The organism is Amycolatopsis sp. NBC_01307 (assembly GCF_035975215.1).
Classification (GTDB): Bacteria; Actinomycetota; Actinomycetes; order Mycobacteriales; family Pseudonocardiaceae; genus Amycolatopsis.
Map to the genome: position 1 here is coordinate 5,167,578 of NZ_CP108403.1, position 19,578 is coordinate 5,187,155.

At 67.4% G+C, this 19,578-nt stretch carries 13 protein-coding genes and 3 rRNA genes; 1 reads left to right on the plus strand and 15 read right to left on the minus strand.

Translation table 11 applies throughout. The features are described from left to right. Positions 1-5 precede the first annotated feature (5 nt). On the minus strand, positions 6-992 hold the full coding sequence (locus OG439_RS21615; protein ID WP_326951159.1) for an HAD-IIA family hydrolase: 987 nt from the start codon (positions 990-992) through the stop codon (positions 6-8). Continuing rightward, a complete protein-coding gene (locus tag OG439_RS21620) occupies positions 985-2,220 on the minus strand; it encodes a hypothetical protein (protein ID WP_326951160.1) in 1,236 nt (411 codons plus the stop codon). Before OG439_RS21620 ends, OG439_RS21615 begins: the two co-directional genes overlap by 8 nt. On the opposite strand from OG439_RS21620, the gene OG439_RS21625 reads away from it, so the two are divergent. Next, on the plus strand, positions 2,185-3,735 hold the full coding sequence (locus tag OG439_RS21625; protein ID WP_326951161.1) for a hypothetical protein: 1,551 nt from the start codon (positions 2,185-2,187) through the stop codon (positions 3,733-3,735). The two genes, OG439_RS21620 and OG439_RS21625, sit on opposite strands and share 36 nt — an antisense overlap. Before the next feature lie 119 nt (positions 3,736-3,854). Here the strand turns inward: OG439_RS21625 and rrf are convergent. From rrf to argC, 13 genes are all read right to left on the minus strand, one after another. After that, positions 3,855-3,971: ribosomal RNA gene (gene rrf, locus OG439_RS21630) — 5S ribosomal RNA — on the minus strand. Positions 3,972-4,053: 82 nt separating this feature from the next. Next, positions 4,054-7,175, minus strand: a 23S ribosomal RNA gene (locus tag OG439_RS21635). A 323-nt stretch (positions 7,176-7,498) separates the two neighbouring features. Then, a 16S ribosomal RNA gene (locus OG439_RS21640) occupies positions 7,499-9,014 on the minus strand. Together the 16S, 23S and 5S rRNA genes form the textbook arrangement of a ribosomal RNA operon. A 346-nt stretch (positions 9,015-9,360) precedes the next feature. Beyond that, the gene (gene tyrS / locus OG439_RS21645; protein ID WP_326951162.1) at positions 9,361-10,635 is read right to left on the minus strand and encodes a tyrosine--tRNA ligase; all 1,275 of its coding nucleotides are present in this window, start codon (positions 10,633-10,635) and stop codon (positions 9,361-9,363) included. 32 nt (positions 10,636-10,667) lie between these two features. Next, entirely contained in the window at positions 10,668-11,306 is a 639-nt protein-coding gene (locus OG439_RS21650) for a DNA-3-methyladenine glycosylase (protein ID WP_326951163.1), read from the minus strand. 79 nt (positions 11,307-11,385) lie between these two features. Next, the gene (gene argH, locus OG439_RS21655) at positions 11,386-12,801 is read right to left on the minus strand and encodes an argininosuccinate lyase (RefSeq protein ID WP_326951164.1); all 1,416 of its coding nucleotides are present in this window, start codon (positions 12,799-12,801) and stop codon (positions 11,386-11,388) included. Between the two features lie 37 nt (positions 12,802-12,838). Then, a complete protein-coding gene (locus OG439_RS21660) occupies positions 12,839-13,735 on the minus strand; it encodes an argininosuccinate synthase domain-containing protein (protein WP_326951165.1) in 897 nt (298 codons plus the stop codon). Further along, the gene (locus tag OG439_RS21665; protein ID WP_247054004.1) at positions 13,732-14,244 is read right to left on the minus strand and encodes an arginine repressor; all 513 of its coding nucleotides are present in this window, start codon (positions 14,242-14,244) and stop codon (positions 13,732-13,734) included. The genes OG439_RS21660 and OG439_RS21665 overlap by 4 nt, the downstream gene beginning before the upstream one ends. Further along, positions 14,241-15,182 carry an ornithine carbamoyltransferase gene (gene argF / locus OG439_RS21670; protein ID WP_326951166.1) on the minus strand — a complete coding sequence of 314 codons (942 nt, stop codon included), beginning with the start codon at positions 15,180-15,182 and terminating at the stop codon, positions 14,241-14,243. The genes OG439_RS21665 and argF overlap by 4 nt, the downstream gene beginning before the upstream one ends. Further along, complete coding sequence (locus tag OG439_RS21675; RefSeq protein ID WP_326951167.1) at positions 15,182-16,393, minus strand: acetylornithine transaminase; 1,212 nt, start codon at positions 16,391-16,393, stop codon at positions 15,182-15,184. Before OG439_RS21675 ends, argF begins: the two co-directional genes overlap by 1 nt. Then, on the minus strand, positions 16,390-17,310 hold the full coding sequence (gene argB, locus OG439_RS21680; RefSeq protein ID WP_326951168.1) for an acetylglutamate kinase: 921 nt from the start codon (positions 17,308-17,310) through the stop codon (positions 16,390-16,392). Before argB ends, OG439_RS21675 begins: the two co-directional genes overlap by 4 nt. Next, the gene (gene argJ, locus OG439_RS21685; RefSeq protein ID WP_326951169.1) at positions 17,307-18,467 is read right to left on the minus strand and encodes a bifunctional glutamate N-acetyltransferase/amino-acid acetyltransferase ArgJ; all 1,161 of its coding nucleotides are present in this window, start codon (positions 18,465-18,467) and stop codon (positions 17,307-17,309) included. Before argJ ends, argB begins: the two co-directional genes overlap by 4 nt. Next, positions 18,464-19,492 (minus strand): N-acetyl-gamma-glutamyl-phosphate reductase, encoded by a 1,029-nt coding sequence (gene argC / locus OG439_RS21690; RefSeq protein WP_326951170.1) that lies wholly within the window; start codon positions 19,490-19,492, stop codon positions 18,464-18,466. The genes argJ and argC overlap by 4 nt, the downstream gene beginning before the upstream one ends. Positions 19,493-19,578 lie beyond the last annotated feature (86 nt).

Genomic DNA, 19,578 nt, shown 5'->3' on the forward strand with positions numbered 1-19,578 from the left:
ATCAGTCAGGCCAGTCCGAGCCGCGCCAGCGCGGCTTTCGCGGCGTCGCCGTCGGCCTGGACCGTCGTCTTGCCGGACTCCCACGCCGCGTGGCAGAGGGCCCGGAGCAGGTCCAGGTCGTCACCCTCGCCGTCGATCGTGAGGACGTCCCCGGCGTCGACCGACCAGCCGGGCCGGGGCCCGATCTTCAGTTCTTCGAGAGTGGACGTGAGCGCGGTGAGATCCGCCGCGAGGTAGGTGCCGCGCTCGGCCGGGACGGCCTCGACCAGCTGCTTCGGCGTCGCGACCCCGGAGAGCACGACGAGCGAGTCGACGCCCGCGGCGACCGCACCGGCGATGTCGGTGTCGAGCCGGTCACCGACGACGAGCGGATGCTCCGCCCCGGCCGACTTCGCCGCGGTCTCGAACAGCAGCGGCTCCGGCTTCCCGGCGACCACCGGTTCGACGTCGGTGGCCGTGCGCAGCGCGGCGACCATCGAGCCGTTGCCCGGCAGCAGGCCCCGCTCGCTGGGCAGCGTCGCGTCGACGTTGCAGGCCACCCACAGCGCACCCGCCCGGATGGCCAGGCACGCCTCGGCGAGCGCGGCCCAGGTGTTGTCGGGCGAGTGCCCCTGCACGACGGCCTGGACGCTCTCGGCGTTCTCCCGGACGGGCTCCAACCCGGCCTGGGCGACCTCGGCCGCGAGCGCTTCGGTGCCCACGACGAGCACCTCAGCGCCCGGCGCGAGCCGTTCACGAAGCAACACGGCGCCGGCTTGGGCGCTGGTGTGCACCTCACCGACCTCGGCGGGCATGCCGAGGCCGACGAGGTGCGCGACGACCTCGGCCGGAGCCTTGGACGCGTTGTTCGTGACGAACCGCACCGGCGTCCCGTGATCCCGGGCGGCCTTGACCGTCTCCGGGGCCCCCGGGATCACCTGGGTGCCGTGATAGACGGTGCCATCGAGATCGAACAGGACGGCGTCATAGGCCGCCAGCAGGGAGTCAGTCATCCGACTCGACGGTGGCACCAGGCTCGTCGCCTTCAGCCGGGACGGGCTTGTCGGCCTCAGCCCTGGCCGGCTTGTCGGCCAAGGCCTCGGCCTTGGCCGGGCCAGCGGCTTCAACCTTGGCCGGGTCGGTTGCATCGGCGGTCTTGGCCGAACCGGTCGCCTCGGCTGACTCGTCCGCCTTGGCCGCGTCGGTGGCCTCAGTGCCCTTGGCCACCTCGGTCGCCTTCGTCGACTCGTCCGCCTGGGTTGCCTTGGCCACCTCGGTCACCTTCGCCGGCTCGGCCGCCTTGGCCGCGTCGGTCGTCTCGACAGCGTCGGTCACCTTCGCCGGCTCGTTCGCCTGCGTTGCCTTGGTGGGCTCGTCGGTCCCGGCCGCTTCAGCGGTCTTCGCCGACTCGGTCACCTTGGGCGCCTCGGTGGTCTTGGCTGCCTTGGCCGGCTCGGGTGCCTTGGCCGGCTCGAGCCCTTCGTTCGAGAGGTCCGCGGCGCGCTCGGCCGCGTCGGTCTCGTCGTCCGCGTCGGCTTCCGCCGCGTTGAGGAACCAGCGAATGGCCTCGTCCTTGCGCTCCGCCGCGACCAGGTTGTCGGCGTAGGCGTAGAAGAGCCGCGCGCTCCACGGGTCGCGCTTCTCGGCCTTGAGGTCCGCACCCTGCAGGGAAACGACCGCGGCGTTGATCTGCCCGAGGTCCCGGCGCGCCCCGGCCGCGACGATCGCCAGCTCGATCTGCGTGGCCTTCGCCAGCTTCGTCGTGTCGGCTTCCTTTGCGAGGTCCAAGGCCCGCTCGGGCCGGCCCAGCGCGCGTTCGGCGTCGGCGATGATCGCGATGTGATCGTCGCTGCGGGTCATCCGCCGGACGGCGCGCAGTTCCGACAGCGCCTCCGCCCAGTTGCCGGAGTTGTAGGCGACCAGGCCGAGTGCCTCCCGCACGATCGGCACGCGCGAGGCCTTGGCCTTGGCGTACTTGGCGTGCTCGAGAGCGGCCTCGGGGTCGCTGTCCATCAGGCCGCCGGCCGCGACGAGGTGCTTCCCGACGGTCTCGGCCAGCGCCTTCGGCAGCGTCCGCAGCTCGCGGCGGGCTTCCTCGTCGAGGTCGGAGAACTCGACGCCTTCGGGCAGCTCCGGTGCTTCCAGGAACTCCTTCGCCAAGGCCTCGTCGTCGAGCGGGGTGTGAACGCCGGGCCGCGGGTTGCGGTGGACGCTGTCCTTGCGCTCGAACTCCCGCCGCACGGGACGTTCCTTGCGGTCGCCATGGTCGCGAGCCGGACGCTTGTCGTCGCGGGTGTTGTCGAACGGCTTCCCGGTGTCGCGGGAACCCCCGCCGGAGCGGTCGTCCCGGCCGCCGGAGTCACGCGGACCGCGGCTGTCGTCGCGGCCCTGGTAGCCACCGGTCCGACGGTTCTCGTCGCGCCCCTGGTAGCCGCCGGGCTTGCGGTCGTCATCACGACGCTGGTAGCTGCCGGACTCCCGGGAGGTCCCGGGCTTGCGGTCGTCATCACGACGCTGGTAACTGCCACGATCACCGCGCGAGTCGTCGCGACGCTCGTAGCTGCTCTTGCCGCTGTCGTCCGAGCGAGGGGCCCCACGGTCGTCATCGCGACGCGGGTAGCTGCTCTTGCGGTCGTCCGAGCGGAACCCGCCGGTACGCGCCGAGCCGCGGTCATCGGAACGGGGACCGCTGGAGCGAGCACCCTTGTCGTAGCCACCACGGCCACGATCGTCGTCACGACGCGGGGAGCTGCTCTTGCTCCGGTCGAAGCTGCCGGAACGGTCACCACGGGAGTCGTCGCGACGCTCGTAGCTGCCCTTACCGCGGTCATCCGACCGCGGAGCACCGGTACGGGGCCCACGGTCGTCATCACGGCGGGGGTAACTGCTCTTGCCGCGATCGTCAGACCGGAATCCACCGGTACGCGAACCACGGTCGTCATCACGACGGTTCGAGCTGCCGCGGTCGTCCGAACGGAAACCACCGGAACGGGAACCACGGTCATCGTCACGACGACCCGAGCTACCGCGGTCATCCGAACGGAAACCACCGGTACGCGGCCCGCGATCGTCATCACGACGACTCGAATTACCGCGGTCATCCGAACGGTACCCACCAGTACGGGAGCCACGGTCGTCGTCGCGGCGGCTCGAGCTGCCGCGGTCGTCCGACTTGAAGCCGCCGGTGCGGGGACCGCGGTCGGAGCCGCTGCTGCGGTCTTCCCAGCGCGGCTTGCGGTCGCCGAAGGACGACTTGCCCTGCGGCCGGCCGCCACTCGGCCGGCCGCCGCGGTCGTCGGAGCCGCCGCCCGACCGGTTGCCCGAGCCTTCGTAGCGCCCGCCGGAGCGGTTGCCGCCACGGTCCTCGTAACGGCCGCCGCCGCCACCCGAGCGAGCGGGCCCGCCGGAGAACCGGGTGCCGCCACCGCTGGGCCGGCTTCCCCGGTCACGCGAGTCGCCGGAGTCGCGGTAACCACCGCGGTCACTGGAGCTGGAACTGGACGCGCGGCCGCTGTCACGGCTCTGACCTGCATATCCGCCACGCTGATCGCGGTCGCGGGGACCGTCGGCGCCGCGGGACGGCTTGCCGCCACCCCGGACGCCCTGGTCGTCACGGCGAGGCCGGCCCTGGTAACCACCGTCGCGGCCGCCTCGGTCCTGCCGGGCACCGCGCTGGGGGTTCCCCCGGGGTGCGTCCGACCGGCTCCGGGAGCCTTCGTCCCGGCGAGCCGACCGGCCGGACCCATCATCGCTTGAGTCTCGTCGACCGAACTCGGACACCTGGCCTCCTGCCGTGGAAAATCTTGGTCTGGACATACACGTACGGCCCGCTAGGGCAGCCAACTGGCTATCCTAACGGGCCGTACGGAAGGTAAGTTCGGCGGTGTCCTACTCTCCCACAACCCTTCGGTTGCAGTACCATCGGCGCTGTCAAGCTTAGCTTCCGGGTTCGGAATGGGACCGGGCGTTTCCCTGACGCTAAAACCACCGAAACACTATCAAACACCCACACCCCCCAAAAAACGGAGGGCCGTGTGGTGTTTCAGAACCGTAGAGTGGATGCGTAACACCTTCGTAGACAAGTCCTCGGCCTATTAGTACCAGTCAACTCGACAACACATTACTGTGCTTCCATATCTGGCCTATCAACCCAATGGTCTATTGGGGGCCTTAACCCACAAAGGGTGGGATACCTCATCTTGGAACAGGCTTCCCGCTTAGATGCCTTCAGCGGTTATCCCTTCCGAACGTGGCCAACCAGCCATGCCCCTGGCGGGACAACTGGCACACCAGAGGTTCGTCCGTCCCGGTCCTCTCGTACTAGGGACAGCCTTCCTCAAGTATCCTACGCGCGCGGCGGATAGGGACCGAACTGTCTCACGACGTTCTAAACCCAGCTCGCGTGCCGCTTTAATGGGCGAACAGCCCAACCCTTGGGACCTACTCCGGCCCCAGGATGCGACGAGCCGACATCGAGGTGCCAAACCATGCCGTCGATATGGACTCTTGGGCAAGATCAGCCTGTTATCCCCGGGGTACCTTTTATCCGTTGAGCGACACCCCTTCCACCAGGTGGTGCCGGATCACTAGTCCCGACTTTCGTCCCTGCTCGACATGTCTGTCTCACAGTCAAGCTCCCTTGTGCACTTGCACTCAACACCTGATTGCCAACCAGGCTGAGGGAACCTTTGGGCGCCTCCGTTACTCTTTAGGAGGCAACCGCCCCAGTTAAACTACCCATCAGGCACTGTCCCTGAACCAGATCATGGCCCGAGGTTCAGATTCCCAATTCGACCAGAGTGGTATTTCAACAATGACTCCACAGTAACTAGCGTCACCGCTTCACAGTCTCCCACCTATCCTACACAAGCCGAACCGAAAACCAATACCAAACTATAGTAAAGGTCCCGGGGTCTTTCCGTCCTGCCGCGCGTAACGAGCATCTTTACTCGTAGTGCAATTTCGCCGGGCCTGTGGTTGAGACAGCCGGAAAGTCGTTACGCCATTCGTGCAGGTCGGAACTTACCCGACAAGGAATTTCGCTACCTTAGGATGGTTATAGTTACCACCGCCGTTTACTGGCGCTTAAATTCTCAGCTTCACCCCCGAAGGGATTAACCGGTCCTCTTAACGTTCCAGCACCGGGCAGGCGTCAGTCCATATACATCGTCTTGCGACTTCGCATGGACCTGTGTTTTTAGTAAACAGTCGCTTTCCGCTGGTCTCTGCGGCCACCCACCCCTAGTCCGTAAAGGACTTCAGGATGTTTGGCCCCCCTTCTCCCGAAGTTACGGGGGCATTTTGCCGAGTTCCTTAACCACAGTTCACCCGATCGCCTTAGTATTCTCTACCTGACCACCTGTGTTGGTTTGGGGTACGGGCCGTGCATGCACTCACTAGAGGCTTTTCTCGGCAGCATAGGATCACTCTACTTCACCTCAAACGGCTACGCATCACGTCTCAGAGTATATAAAGCACGGATTTGCCTATGCTTTCTCCTACACGCTTACACCAGGACAACCATCGCCTGGCGGAGCTACCTTCCTGCGTCACCCCATCGCTTGACTACTACGAAATCAGGTCCCACGCTCCACAATGCCAACTCCGCCCGAAGGCATCACCGGCACGCTTTGGGTGGTTAGTATCAAACGCCTCGTCATGGGCGCACATGCTCGGGTACGGGAATATCAACCCGTTGTCCATCGACTACGCCTGTCGGCCTCGCCTTAGGTCCCGACTTACCCTGGGCGGATTAGCCTGGCCCAGGAACCCTTGGTCATCCGGCGGCAGAGTTTCTCACTCTGCATTCGCTACTCATGCCTGCATTCTCACTCCCACACCCTCCACCGCTAGCTTCCGCCACGGCTTCCCTGGGTGCAGGACGCTCCCCTACCCATCAACACGACTACACAAGGACTTCAAGAGCCCAAGTGGATCTATTGTGTCAATGACACAGCTTCGGCGGTGTGCTTAAGCCCCGCTACATTGTCGGCGCAGGACCACTTGACCAGTGAGCTATTACGCACTCTTTCAAGGGTGGCTGCTTCTAAGCCAACCTCCTGGTTGTCTGGGCAATCCCACATCCTTTCCCACTGAGCACACACTTAGGGGCCTTAGCTGGTGTTCTGGGCTGTTTCCCTCTCGACGACGAAGCTTATCCCCCGCCGTCTCACTGCCGCACTCTCACACCACGGTATTCGGAGTTTGGTTGATTTCGGTAACCCGGTAAGGCCCCTAGACCATCCAGTAGCTCTACCCCCGTGGTGAAACATGCGACGCTGCACCTAAATGCATTTCGGGGAGAACCAGCTATCACGGAGTTTGATTGGCCTTTCACCCCTACCCACAGCTCATCCCCTCAGTTTTCAACCTAAGTGGGTTCGGGCCTCCACGACGTCTTACCGTCGCTTCACCCTGGCCATGGGTAGATCACTCCGCTTCGGGTCTAGACCACGCGACTCATTCGCCCTATTCAGACTCGCTTTCGCTACGGCTACCCCACACGGGTTAACCTCGCCACGCAGCACTAACTCGCAGGCTCATTCTTCAAAAGGCACGCCATCACCATTACAGCTCTGACGGCTTGTAGGCACACGGTTTCAGGTACTCTTTCACTCCCCTCCCGGGGTACTTTTCATCTTTCCCTCACGGTACTAGTCCGCTATCGGTCTTCAGGAAGTATTTAGGCTTACCGGGTGGTCCCGGCAGATTCACAGCAAATTCCACGAGCTCGCTGCTACTCGGGAACACCACCAAGAACAACAACACAAGTTTTCGCGTACGGGGCTCTCACCCACTCCGGCCGCCCATCCCAAGGCGTTCCACTAACCCATGCGTCAATTCCGAAGAAATGTCAGTTCCTTCAAGGCGGGTCCCACAACACCGACTACACAACCCCTGACAGGTATCACATGCAATCGGTTTAGCCTCTTCCGCTTTCGCTCGCCACTACTCACGGAATCACGGTTGTTTTCTCTTCCTACGGGTACTGAGATGTTTCACTTCCCCGCGTTCCCTCCACACACCCTATATATTCAGGTGCGGGTAACACCACATCACTGGTGCTGGGTTTCCCCATTCGGAAATCCTCGGATCACAGCTCGGTTGACAGCTCCCCGAGGCTTATCGCAGCCTCCTACGTCCTTCATCGGCTCCTGAAGCCAAGACATCCACCATGTGCCCTTAACAACTTGACCACAAAGATGCTCGCATCCACTCTACAGTTCTCAAACACCACACCAGAAACAAACATCGCTCCCGAGGCGTAAGCCCCGAGGCGTGTTGCCTCAGGACCCAACAGTGTGCTTCGTGAACAACCCACCACTCGACTCGGCGAGCGTCCTCCACGACCCCGAAGGATCAGTACTAACGCCGGCGTCTGTCACCGCGATAAGCCATAACCAGTAGTTCCACAATTCCTTGAGCAACCAGAGCAACACTGCATTCGAGTGTTAAACCCCAGCCACCCCACGCCCTGGTTCCGGGTATCCCGGGAACGTGGATGTGTTGTGCTCCTTAGAAAGGAGGTGATCCAGCCGCACCTTCCGGTACGGCTACCTTGTTACGACTTCGTCCCAATCGCCAGTCCCACCTTCGACCACTCCCTCCCCGAAGGGTTGGGCCATGGGCTTCGGGTGTTACCGACTTTCATGACGTGACGGGCGGTGTGTACAAGGCCCGGGAACGTATTCACCGCAGCGTTGCTGATCTGCGATTACTAGCGACTCCGACTTCACGCAGTCGAGTTGCAGACTGCGATCCGAACTGAGACCGGCTTTAAGGGATTCGCTCCACCTCGCGGTATCGCAGCCCTCTGTACCAGCCATTGTAGCATGTGTGAAGCCCTGGACATAAGGGGCATGATGACTTGACGTCATCCCCACCTTCCTCCGAGTTGACCCCGGCAGTCTCCCACGAGTCCCCGCCATAACGCGCTGGCAACGTAGGATAAGGGTTGCGCTCGTTGCGGGACTTAACCCAACATCTCACGACACGAGCTGACGACAGCCATGCACCACCTGTACACCAACCACAAGGGAAGCCCCATCTCTGGGGATGTCTGGCGCATGTCAAGCCCAGGTAAGGTTCTTCGCGTTGCATCGAATTAATCCACATGCTCCGCCGCTTGTGCGGGCCCCCGTCAATTCCTTTGAGTTTTAGCCTTGCGGCCGTACTCCCCAGGCGGGGTGCTTAATGCGTTAGCTACGGCACGGACAACGTGGAATGTCGCCCACACCTAGCACCCACCGTTTACAGCGTGGACTACCAGGGTATCTAATCCTGTTCGCTCCCCACGCTTTCGCTCCTCAGCGTCAGTATCGGCCCAGAGACCCGCCTTCGCCACCGGTGTTCCTCCTGATATCTGCGCATTTCACCGCTACACCAGGAATTCCAGTCTCCCCTACCGAACTCAAGTCTGCCCGTATCGACTGCACGCTGAAGGTTAAGCCTCCAGATTTCACAGCCGACGCGACAAACCGCCTACGAGCTCTTTACGCCCAATAAATCCGGACAACGCTTGCACCCTACGTATTACCGCGGCTGCTGGCACGTAGTTAGCCGGTGCTTCTTATCCAGGTACCGTCACTTGCGCTTCGTCCCTGGCGAAAGAGGTTTACAACCCGAAGGCCGTCATCCCTCACGCGGCGTCGCTGCATCAGGCTTTCGCCCATTGTGCAATATTCCCCACTGCTGCCTCCCGTAGGAGTCTGGGCCGTGTCTCAGTCCCAGTGTGGCCGGTCACCCTCTCAGGCCGGCTACCCGTCGTCGCCTTGGTAGGCCACTACCCCACCAACAAGCTGATAGGCCGCGGGTTCATCCTGCACCGCCAGAACTTTCAACATTCTCCCATGCGAAAGAATGTGATATCCGGTATTAGACCTCGTTTCCAAGGCTTATCCCAGAGTGCAGGGCAGATTACCCACGTGTTACTCACCCGTTCGCCACTAATCCACCCGAAGGCTTCATCGTTCGACTTGCATGTGTTAAGCACGCCGCCAGCGTTCGTCCTGAGCCAGGATCAAACTCTCCAACAATGAATAGTTTGATCGAGACTATGTACTCAATCATTCTCAAAGGAACCTCATACGAGGTTATATATAAGCTCTACTGGCTTAGTTCACTAGCACACTGTTGAGTTCTCAAGCAACACACTCTGGCATCACCCACTTTATCGGCGGGCTCAACCTCGGCGATTGTTTCAAGCTATTTTGGTGGGACACCCACTCAATCGCTTCTGCGAGAGCTTGGTTCGTGTCCCGGTGGCCACCCGGTTTCCCTGGCGACTTGGAGAACTTTACATGGCCTTCCGGGGCCCGAAACAGGGGGGTACCTTAACCGCGTTCCCGCAGGTCAAGGCCCTGTTCCAGGCCCCGGAGCCGATCAGCCGCCGAGCGCGACGCCGGCGACGTTGCGCCGGCCCCGGCGGACGACGAGCCACTTGCCGTGGAGCGCGTCGTCCGAAGCGGGCTTCCACTCCTCGTCACCGATCTTCACGTTGTTCACGTACGCGCCGCCCTCTTTCACCGTGCGGCGCGCGGCGCCCTTGCTGTCCACCAGTCCCCCGGCGAGCAGCAGGTCGACGATCGTCGCCTCGCCGGACGGGTCGACCTTGCCGTTCGGGACCTCGGCCATGGCGGCGTCGAGGGTCCGTTCGTCGAGGTCGGCCAGCTCGCCGCGGCCGAACAGCGCCTGGCTGGCGTTGATCACCTGCCGGGTCTGGTTCTCCCCGTGCACGAGAGTGGTGAACTCCTCGGCCAGCCGCTTCTGCGCCGAGCGCAGGTGGGGACGTTGTTCGGTGTCCTCGGCCAGCGCGGCGATCTCCTCCTGGTCGAGGAAGGTGAACATCCGCAGGTAGCGGACCACGTCGGCGTCACCCACGTTGACGAAGTACTGGTACCAGGCGTACGGCGAGGTCATCTCCGGATCGAGCCACAGCTTGCCGCCGCCGGTGGACTTGCCGAACTTGCGGCCCTCGGCGTCGGTGACCAGCGGCGCGGTGAGCGCGTGCACGCTCGCCCCCTCGGTGCGGCGGATCAGGTCGACCCCGCCGACGAGGTTGCCCCACTGGTCGGAGCCGCCGACCTGCAGCTTGCAGTCGTACTGGCGGTACAGCTGCTGGTAGTCCTGCGACTGCAGCAGCAGGTAGCTGAACTCGGTGTACGACATGCCGTCGCTCTCGAGCCGGCGCTTGACCGTCTCCCGGTTGAGCATGACGTTGACCGAGAAGTGCTTCCCGGCGTCGCGCAGGAACTCCAGGACGTTCTGCTGGCCGGTCCAGTTGAGGTTGTTCTCGACGACCGCGCCGATCGGGCTGTCGTCGAAGTCGACGAACCGCTCCAGCTGACCGCGGATGCGCCCGGCCCACTCCGCGACGACGTCGAGGGTGTTCAGCGTGCGCTCACCGGTGTCGCGCGGGTCGCCGACCATCCCGGTCGCGCCGCCGGCCAGCACGATCGGCCGGTGCCCGGCGCGCTGGAACCGCTTGAGCATGAGCAGCGGGACGAGGTTGCCGGCGTGCAGGCTGGGCGCGGTCGGGTCGAAACCGCAATAGAGCGTCACAGGACCCTGGTCGAGCTCGCGCCGGAGGGCGTCGATGTCGGTGGACTGCGCGATGAGGCCGCGCCAGGACAGCTCGTCGAGGATGTGTTCGCTCACGCCTGTAGATCCTCCCGCACCAGGTCAACCGACTAACTGGCGGGTCGGACCCGGCGCTTCCCGCCGCGGCGGTAGGTGGACACGGCCGGGGAGGCGCCGTCCCAGAACCGCCACGGCGTGTCGATCGCCGTCGCGACGCCGACGCGCGGCCCGACCCGGATCCGTTCGGCCGGCACCCGCTCGCCGACGTGCAGCCGCACCGGCGACGCCGGGTCGGTGAGGTCGACGCCGTTCTGCTCGCGGTCGATGCGCAGCACCGAGGTGAGGATGGCCGGGCCTTTGGCCAGTTCCCCGGTCCCCCGGGCGTTCGGGCGCCGCTTGCGCACGACGTCGAGACCCGAGACGACCTCGCCGGCCCGCACCAGCACGGCTCCCGGCATGTCCTCGTGGGTGCCGACGACGTTCGCGCAGAAGTGCATCCCGTAGACGAAGTACACGTACAGGTGACCGGCCGGCCCCCACATGACCGCGTTGCGCGGGGTCCGGCCGCGGTAGCAGTGCGACGCCGGATCGTCTTCGCCGCGGTAGGCCTCGACCTCGACCAGCCGGACGCCGACGGTGCCGTCGGGCCCGGTCGCCTCCAGCACGGAGCCGAGCAGCAGCTGTGCCAGGTCGACCGGGTCCAGCGCCAGTTCGGCGCGAGTGAACAACCGGCCTGCTTCGCCGCTCAAGCGTCCCCTCCTTCGGGAAGTCGTGCGACGACCAGCCTATCGAGCCGGACCGACAGTGGTGTCGGCCCGGCTCGCCGGCTCAGTTCAGCCAGTGGCGGGCGGCGGTGACCCGCTCTTCGAGCCGCGCGCGCTGCTCGGCCACCCGCACCGGCGCCGTGCCGCCCCGCGCGTCGCGGGACTTCACCGAGCCTTCGACGGTCAGGACCTCGCGCACCGCGGGCGTCAGGGCCGGGTTGATCTTCTCGAACTCCTCGTCGGTGAGCTCGTCCAGGCCGACGCCGCGCGACTCGGCGACCCGGACGCTTTCACCCGCCGCTTCGTGCGCGACGCGGAACGGGACGCCCTGGCGCACCAGCCATTCCGCGATGTCGGTGGCCAGCGTGAACCCGGCCGGGGCCAGCTCGGCGAGGCGGTCGGTGTGGAAGGTCAGCGTGGCGAGCATGCCGGCGATGGCCGGGAACAGGAGCTCGAGCTGCTCGACCGAGTCGAACACCGGCTCCTTGTCCTCCTGCAGGTCCCGGTTGTAGGCCAGTGGCTGGGCCTTCAGCGTCGCCAGCAGGCCGGTGAGGTTGCCGATGAGCCGGCCCGCCTTGCCGCGGGTCAGCTCGGCGACGTCCGGGTTCTTCTTCTGCGGCATGATCGAGCTGCCGGTGGCCCAGGCGTCGTCCAGCGTCACGTAGCCGAACTCGGCGGTGTTCCAGATGATCACCTCTTCGGCGATCCGGGACAGGTTGATCGCCAGCATCGAAACGGCGAAGGCGAATTCGGCGACGAAGTCGCGCGAGGCGGTGCCGTCGATGGAGTTCTCCACGCTGGTCGCGAAGCCGAGCTCCTCGGCGACCGCCTCCGGGTCGAGCCCCAGCGACGAGCCGGCCAGCGCGCCCGAGCCGTACGGCGACTCGGCCGTGCGGGCGTCCCAGTCCTGCAGCCGCGAGACGTCGCGCAGCAGCGCCTGGCCGTGGGCCAGCAGGTGGTGCGCGAGCAGCACGGGCTGGGCGTGCTGCAGGTGCGTGCGGCCGGGCAGGATCGCGTCCGGGTGCCGCTTGGCCTGCGACACCAGCGCGTCGACGATGTCGAGCGTGCCGGCGACGACGCGGCGGGCGGCGTCCCGCAGCCACATCCGGAAGAGGGTCGCCACCTGGTCGTTGCGCGACCGGCCGGCGCGCAGCTTGCCGCCGAGCTCGGTGCCCGCCCGCTCCAGCAGCCCGCGCTCGAGTGCGGTGTGCACGTCCTCGTCGGCGATCGTCGGGGTGAACGCCCCCGAAGCGACGTCCTGGGCAAGGGTGTCGAGCGCGGTCAGCATGCCGGTCAGCTCGTCGCCGGTGAGCAGGCCCGCCTTGCTCAGCACCCGGGCGTGCGCGCGGGAGCCGGCGATGTCGTAGGGCGCCAGGCGCCAGTCGAAGTGCGTCGACGCGCTCAGCGCCGCCATGGCCTCCGCCGGACCGCTGGCGAACCGGCCGCCCCACAGCTGCACCGGCTGCTCGTTCCCGCTCACTGTTCTCGCTTCTCCTGTATCTGGTTCGATCGGTGGGTCAAGCTTGTGCGGTGATCCTGCCGGGCCGCGCGACGTACTCCGCCGCGGGCCGGGCGTCACGCGGTTCGAGCGCGGTGACGCGGCCGTCGTGCAGCAACAGCCGTACGTCGCCCGAGACCGCTTCCTGCGCTTCGACGACGAAGCTGTCCAGCGCGTGCTTCAGCGGTGAGAACCACTGGCCGTCGCGGACCAGGGTGGCCCATTCACGGTCGACCTGCCGCTTGAACCGGGCCAGGTCCGGCTCGAGGGTGGCGCTTTCGAGCGCACGGTGCGCCGTGACCAGCACGAGTGCGCCCGGAGCCGCGAACGTCCGGCCGTCTTCGGTCCGGTGTTTCCCGGCGCCCTGCGCCGCCGCCCGGCGGTTCAGCCTCCGGAGGGCTTCGGCAACCGAGACCGTCTCACCGTCGACCGCCACCGGGACCCCGGCGTCGAAGGTCACGGTGACCTCCTCCGGGGCGAGGAACTCCCCCTCGGCGGGGAACCGCCACCGGTCGCCGGGTTCGACCACGTACCCCCAGAGGGTCCGCTCGGCCGGGGGCGCGCCGGGCACCGCGAGCACCCGGAGATCCGGAGCGACCGCGGCCAGCCCGGCCGCGAACCGGTGCGCGCCGCGCCCGGTGTACCCGTGCGCGACGGTCGTGGCGCCGCACCGCCGGGCCGCGTCGGCCAGCCGGCGGACGGCCGCGGGCCAGGCCAGCCCGGTGACGAGCGCGTTGGCCTGGATCGCCGAGAGGCAGTGGTCGTCCGCGAAGGCGGCCGTGTCGTGGTTCGAGCCGCCGGCCGACGGGTGGCCGCCGAGGTCGACGACGAGCGTCACGACCTCGGCTCCGGTCTCCTCGGCGAGCTTCGCGGCGGCCGGGGCGACCTCCCCACCGGCACCGGCGAGCACGATCATGGCGTTGTCTCGTCTCCGTGTTCCGTGACCGAGCGCTGGGCCAGCGCGGCGAAGCGTTCGGCGAGTTCCTTGCCCGACAAGGGTTCCCGGGCGATGACGGCGACGGTGTCGTCGCCCGCGATCGAGCCGACGACCTCCTCCAGCGCCGCGCGGTCGATGGCGCTGGCCAGGAACTGCGCCGCGCCCGGCGGGGTCCGCAGGACCATCAGGTTGCCCGACGAGTCGGCCGAGACCATCAGCTCGGCCAGCAGCCGGGACAGGCGTGACGTGCCGCCCTGGACCCCGCGGACCGGGCTGCCGTCCTCGGGGATCACGTAGACCGGCGCGCCGGAGTCCGGGCCACGCAGCTTGACCGCGCCCAGCTCGTCGAGGTCGCGCGACAGCGTCGCCTGGGTGACGTCGATGCCCTCCGCGGCCAGCAGCTTCGCGAGCTCGGTCTGGCTGCGGATGGTCGTGGACGACACCAGCTCGGTGATCCTGGCCTGTCGCCCCACCCGGCTGCTGGTCATCGTCGGCTCTTTTCCGGTCGGCTCTCTTCGAAGAGCCAGACCAGCAGCGCCTTCTGGACGTGCAGCCGGTTCTCGGCCTCGTCCCATACCGCGCTGGCCGGGCCGTCGATCACCTCGTCGGTGATCTCCCAGCCGCGGTGCGCCGGCAGGCAGTGGAGCACGATCGCGTCGTCGGCTGCCTTCTTCAGCAGCTCGGTGTTGACCTGGAGGGCGCGGAACGGGCCGATCCGGTCGAGGCCGTCGTTCTCCTGCCCCATCGACGTCCACGTGTCGGTGACGAGCACGTCGGCGCCGGCCACCGCTTCGTACGGGTCGGTGAACGCCGTCGCCGTGCCGCCGGTGTCCTCACCGCGTGTCTTGGCGTCCAGGATGACCTGCTGGTCGGGCTGGAACCCGAGCGGCGAGACCACCCGGACGTGCATCCCGGCGGTGACGCCGCCGAGCAGCAGCGAGTGCGCCATGTTGTTCGCGCCGTCACCGAGGTAGACGAGGGTGAGCCCGGCGAGCTCCCCCTTGCGCTCCCGGATCGTCATCAGGTCGGTGAGCACCTGGCACGGGTGGAACTCGTCGGTCAGCGCGTTGACGACCGGGATCGACGCGGCCGAGGCCATCGCTTCGATGCGCTTCTGCGCGAAGGTCCGCCAGACGATCGCGTCGACGTACCGCGACAGCACTCGCGAAGTGTCCTCGATCGTCTCTTCCCGGCCCAGCTGCATCGACCGGCCGTCGACGATCACCGGGTGCCCGCCGAGCTGGCTGATGCCCACCTCGAACGAGAACCGGGTGCGGGTCGAGTTCTTCTCGAAGATCGCCGTGACGGACTTCCCGGCCAGCGTGCGGTTGCCGAGCGGGTCGGCCTTCAGCGCGTCGGCGAGGTCGAGGATGGCTTTCTGCTCGGCGGGACTGACGTCGTCGTCGCGGAGGAAGTGGCGGGGCATCAGTCGGAGTCCTTCGATTCGGTGGCCGCGGCGTCGAGCGCGCTCGGGAGCGCGGCGAGGAAGCCGTCGGCCTGGTCGCTGTCCAGCACGAGCGGCGGCGCGAGCCGCACGGTCTCGGGCGCGATCGGGTTGACCAGGTAGCCGGCGTCCTGGACGGCCTTGGCCACGGCTCCCGAGACGGGCCGGCGCAGCGAGATCCCCAGCAGCAGGCCGGCACCGCGCACCCCGGCGACGAGCGGGTGGTCAAGCGCTTCGACGCCCGCCGCGATGTCCTTGCCCAGTGCGGAGACGTGGTCGAGGAGGTTGTCGTCGGCGATGGTTCGGAGCACGGCCAGGCCCGCCGCGCAGCAGACGGGGTTGCCGCCGAACGTGGTGCCGTGCTGGCCGGGCTTGAGCAGGTCGGCCGCCGCGCCGACGCCGATCACCGCGCCGAGCGGCAGGCCGCCGCCGAGGCCCTTGGCCAGGGTGATCACGTCCGGCACGATGCCGGCCTGCTGGTAGCCGAACCAGGTGCCGAGCCGGCCGAGGCCGGTCTGCACCTCGTCGAGCACCAGCAACGTGCCGGTGGCCTTGGTGATCTCGCGCGCGGCCTGCAGGTAGCCGTCCGGCGCCGGGATCACGCCGGCTTCGCCGAGCACCGGCTCCAGGAACACGGCCGCGGTGTCGGTGTCGACGGCCGCCTTGAGCGCCGCGACGTCACCGAACGGCACGTGCTCCACGCCGGGCACCAGCGGCTTGAACGGGTCGCGCTTGCCGGGCTGCCCGGTGAGGGTCAGCGCGCCCATGGTCCGGCCGTGGAACGCGCCCTCGGCCGCGATCACCTTGGTGCGCCCGGTCAGCCGGCTGATCTTCAGCGCCGCTTCGTTCGCCTCGGCCCCGGAGTTGACGAACAGCACCTTGCCGTTGCCGGCGAGGCCGGCGACGTCGAGCAGCGCTTCGGCGAGCTCGACGGCGACCGGGTTGACGTACAGGTTCGACGTGTGGCCGAGCCGCGAGATCTGCTCGGTGACCGCGGTGACGATCGCCGGGTGCGCGTGGCCGAGCGCGTTGACGGCGATGCCGCCGACCAGGTCGACGTACTCGGTGCCGTCGGCGTCCCACACCTTCGCGCCCTCGCCGCGGACGAGGGTCAGCGCGGGGGTGCCGTAGTTGTCCATCAGCGCGGACTTCCAGTGCTGCTGGCCATCCACATTGGACTTGAGGTCGGTCACGGGAGCTCCGTTTCGGGGAAGACCATGGTGCCGACGCCGCGGGAGGTGAAGACCTCCAGCAGCACCGAATGGGCGAGGCGGCCGTCGATCACGTGGGCCCGGCGCACCCCGCCGCGGATGGCGCGCACGCATGCCTCCATCTTCGGGATCATGCCGCTGGCCAGGCCGGGCAGCATCGGCTCGAGGTGGTCGACGCGGATGCGGTCGATCAGCGACGAGCGGTCCGGCCAGTCCGCGTACAGGCCTTCGACGTCAGTGAGCACCACGAGCTTTTCGGCGCCCAGCGCGGCCGCCAGCGCTCCGGCGGCGGTGTCGGCGTTGACGTTGTGCACCACGCCGTCGACGTCCGGGGCGACGGTGGACACCACCGGGATGCGCCCGGCGTTGACGATGTCGAGCACGGCGTCCGGGTTGACCTCGGCGACCTCGCCGACCAGGCCGATGTCGACTTGTTCACCGTCCACAGTGGCCTGTTTGCGCTCGGCGGTGAACAGCCGGGCGTCCTCGCCGGAGATGCCGACCGCGTACGGCCCGTGTGCGTTGATCAGCCCGACGAGCTCGCGGCTGACCTGGCCGGTGAGCACCATCCGGACGATGTCCATCGTCTCCGGCGTGGTGACGCGCAGCCCGCCCTTGAACTCGCCGGGCACGCCGAGCCGGTTGAGCATCGCGGTGATCTGCGGGCCGCCACCGTGCACGACGACCGGGCGCAGGCCGGCCAGCCGGAGGAACACCATGTCCTCGGCGAAGGCCGCCTTCAGGGTGTCGTCGATCATGGCGTTGCCGCCGTACTTCACCACCACGGTGGCGCCGTGGAACCGCTGCAGCCAGGGCAGCGCCTCGATGAGCACCCCGGCCTTCTCGGCCGCCGTCGCCAGTCTCTCGTCCGCGGAAATCAGAGCCTCCGAGCCGGTCATGAGGAGTACGCGCTGTTCTCTTCGACGTAACCGTGCGAAAGATCGGTGGTGTAGACCGTCGACTCGGCCGACCCGACGCCCAGGTCGACGACGATCTCGATGGCCCGGCCGGTGAGGTCGGCCTCGGACCGGTCGGCGGCCGGCATCCCCTTCGCGAACAGGGTGACGCCGTTGACCGCGATCGACACGGTCTCCGGGTCGATGCGGGCCGGGACGCGGCCGATCGCCATGGCGATCCGGCCCCAGTTCGGGTCGGAGCCGAAGAGCGCCGTCTTGACCAGGTTGTCCTCGGCGATCGTGCGGGCGACAGCGATCGCGTCGGCCTCCGACTCCGCGCCCTTCACGGTGATGTCGACGTCCTTCGTCGCACCTTCGGAGTCGGAGCGCAGCTGGAGCACCAGGTCGTGGCTGACCGCGGTGAGCAGCTCGGTCAGCTCCGCCTCGGTCGGTTCGACGCCGCTCGCGCCGGAGGCCAGGACCAGCACCGTGTCGTTGGTCGACGTGCCGCCGTCGACGTCGAGGCGGTCGAACGTGACGTGGGTGGCCGCGCGCAGGGCGCGGTCGAGGGTTTCCTTGTCCGCCACGGCGTCGGTGGTGAGGACCGAGAGCATGGTGGCGAGGTTCGGGGCGAGCATGCCCGCGCCCTTGGCGAACCCGCCGACGCTCCACCCGGAGTCGTGCTTCGCGAAGGCCTGCTTCGGTTTCGTGTCCGTGGTCATCACGCCGGTGGCGGCGTTCAGGCTCGCCTGGTCGCTCGTGTCGAGGGCCTTCGCGGCGGTGTCGACCCCGGCCAGCACGGCGTCCATCGGCAGGCGTTCACCGATCAGGCCGGTGGAGCACACGGCCACCTCGATCGCGCCGGCGCCGAGCACCGCCGCGACCTTCTCGGCCGTGGCGTGGGTGTCCTGGAAACCGCCGGGCCCGGTGGCCGCGTTGGCACCGCCGGAGTTGAGGACGACGGCCTTGAGCCGCTGCTGCTTGAGCACCTCCTGCGACCACAGCACGGGCGCGGCCTTGATCACGTTGCGGGTGAACACGCCCGCGGCGACGTCGAGCGGGCCGTCGTTGACGACCAACGTGAAGTCGAGGGCGCCGGACGCCTTGATCCCGGCGGCGACGCCTGCTGCGCGGAAGCCCTGGGGGCCGGTGACGGTCACGGTGCCACTCCTACGGTGGAAAGGCCGGTGGTTTCGGGGAGGCCGAGGGCCAGGTTCATCGACTGGACGGCACCACCCGCGGTGCCCTTGGTCAGGTTGTCGATCGCGGCGACGACGACCAGGCGCCGCGCGTCGGTATCGACCGTGACCTGCAGCTGGACGTTGTTCGAGCCGAGCGTCGCGGAGGTGGTCGGCCAGGCGCCTTCGGGCAGGAGCTGGACGAACGGCTCGGCGTCGTAGGCCTTTTCGTAGGCTTCGCGGACGGCGGCCGCGTCGCTGCCCGCCTTCAGCGGGGCGCTCGCCGTGGTGAGGATGCCGCGCGGCATCGGCGCGAGCACCGGGGTGAAGGACACGGTGACCCTCTCACCCGCGACGGCTGAGAGGTTCTGCGCGAACTCCGGGGTGTGGCGGTGGGCGCCGCCGACGCCGTACGCGCTGGCCGAGCCCATCACCTCGGAGCCGAGCAGGTTCGGCTTCAGGCTCTTGCCCGCGCCGGAGGTGCCGGTGACCGCGACGACCGTCACGGCGGGCTCGATCAGGCCGGCACCCAGGGCGGGCGCGAGGGCGAGGGAGCCACCGGTCGGGAAGCAACCCGGCACGGCGATGCGCTTCGTGCCGGCGAGCTTCTCCCGCGCACCCGGCAGTTCGGGGAGGCCGTACGGCCATTGGCCGGCGTGGTCGCCGCCGTACCAGCGCTGCCAGTCGGCCGCGTCGGCCAGCCGGTGGTCGGCGCCGAGGTCGACGACCAGGACGTCCGGGCCGAGCTGCGCCGCGATCGCCGCGGAGTGCCCGTGAGGCAGGGCCAGGAAGACGACGTCGTGGCCGGCCAGGGTCTCCGGCGTGGTCTCCGCCAGGACGCGGTCGGCCAGCGGAACCAGGTGTGGCTGGTGGACGCCGAGCTTCGTGCCGGCGCTGCTGGCCGCCGTGAGCGTGCCGATCTCGACCTCGGGATGGATCAGCAGCAGGCGCAGGAGTTCGCCGCCCGCGTACCCGCTGGCTCCGGCCACCGCGATGTTCACCGTCATACGCATGATTATGCACGCCCTTGCAAGGCTAAACAAACGGGAATACCGGGAAGTGGTGCCCGCCACCGCGCGGACGCCGTGCCGCG